Source organism: Scytonema sp. PCC 10023 (genome assembly GCF_963920835.1).
GTDB lineage: Bacteria > Cyanobacteriota > Cyanobacteriia > Cyanobacteriales > Nostocaceae > Kalymmatonema.
The window spans coordinates 1-1,297 of sequence record NZ_CAWUDP010000305.1; the positions used below are offsets into that span (position 1 = coordinate 1).

A 1,297-nucleotide genomic window follows, 5' to 3' on the forward strand; every position below is an offset into this window, starting at 1 on the left:
GCAAGAATCAAACTTAAACGCTTATATCCGGTTATTGACGATTAAGGACTACTAGCCTTATACTTACAAAGACGAAGGAGAAAAGTATAGCGCTACGGATGTTGCGATCTGACTTCAGGTGGGAGCACGTTGAACTCAAATACACCCAAGTTTAATTTAAAAATTACTCAAACATTCAACAGGATTGATTCCGATCTGATAACACTGCCTTAAAAACCAATTTAGACTATTAAATGTTGGACACTCAAGAGACCGAGTTTCCTTTCTAGTCGGATTTGTAATAAGTACATCGGTCGCAGCTAGGAGTTTTCCCAGAACTTGAGCAACCCAGTTGTCCCAATCAACGGAGAGCAACTTGAAATTAGCCTCCTCCTCTAAAATTTGTCCAAGCCATGCACCACACATACAACAACAACCAGCTTGAGTTTTGTCCAAAATGAGAAATGGCTGTAAACTATTGCAATCTTTGCATCGCAACTGTAGGTAACGTTGGTGATGGGGGCAAACAGTTACAGGTTCCAAAGCCCATAACAAAGGTTGGTAGATAGGCTTTCCGCACTCAAGCCAGTCAGAATAGCAGTCAGGACACCAGCGTTGTGAGAAATGGAAAATATTATTAAACTTTAGCCGCCACCTCTGCATTGACAGTAGTGACGTATATTGAATATCTTGCCTACCAGTCAATGTTTTAACAGCACAGACAAGCTTAGAAGCATTTTGAGTTAGGTCTAACCAAAATCCAGCAGTTTGAATCAAGAGCATTGTAGGTTTTTTGAGCGAAGCATCCATAAGTATTCTGATACTATAGGCGGATAGTAAATCTGTTGGTTGACTGCTTTCGATAAACAATGGTGCAATTTTATAGCGAATCAAAGTAGTAACAGAAACACCATGAGCAGCCGCCAAGCGAGTCAGGTAACTGGTAAAACTTTCAACTGCGGGTGTACCAATACCGATAGGAAGAAGAGAGTAAAGAGGACTACGGGGAGGAAGTTCATTTGTGTCAAAATCCCAAGATTCATAGTTAGCAAGAAAGGCAGAGGGCAGGAATCAGAATTCCCTTCTGCCTTCTGCCTCCTGCCCTCAGCATAGATGCCTTCTTCACTCAAATATTCAACTGGCATTTTCACCTCCTCCAACTGGACGACGTTGAGGTTTAGTATTACCTACTTTGTCACGACGGAATTTTTTTTGAGTTGTAGCAGTGTGGGTACCTGAAGGATAAGCATCATTATTATGTTCTAACTCTTAAGAAACACATTCCGTCGCCGTAGATTGAGCAACGAGATTAAAGCCT

2 protein-coding genes are annotated in these 1,297 nt (G+C 41.5%); both read right to left on the bottom strand.

Annotated features, from left to right (window positions below; translation table 11 throughout):
• Positions 1-156 precede the first annotated feature (156 nt).
• On the bottom strand, positions 157-906 hold the full coding sequence (locus ACM0OZ_RS48880; protein WP_414590165.1) for a TniQ family protein: 750 nt from the start codon (positions 904-906) through the stop codon (positions 157-159).
• Between the two features lie 5 nt (positions 907-911).
• Positions 912-1,124 carry a hypothetical protein gene (locus ACM0OZ_RS48885; RefSeq protein ID WP_414590166.1) on the bottom strand — a complete coding sequence of 71 codons (213 nt, stop codon included), beginning with the start codon at positions 1,122-1,124 and terminating at the stop codon, positions 912-914.
• Positions 1,125-1,297 lie beyond the last annotated feature (173 nt).

Bases quoted from the DNA above. Each gene is read 5' to 3' on its own strand.
- ACM0OZ_RS48885 (WP_414590166.1), bottom strand. From the start codon at position 1,124: ATGCCAGTTGAATATTTGAGTGAAGAAGGCATCTATGCTGAGGGCAGG.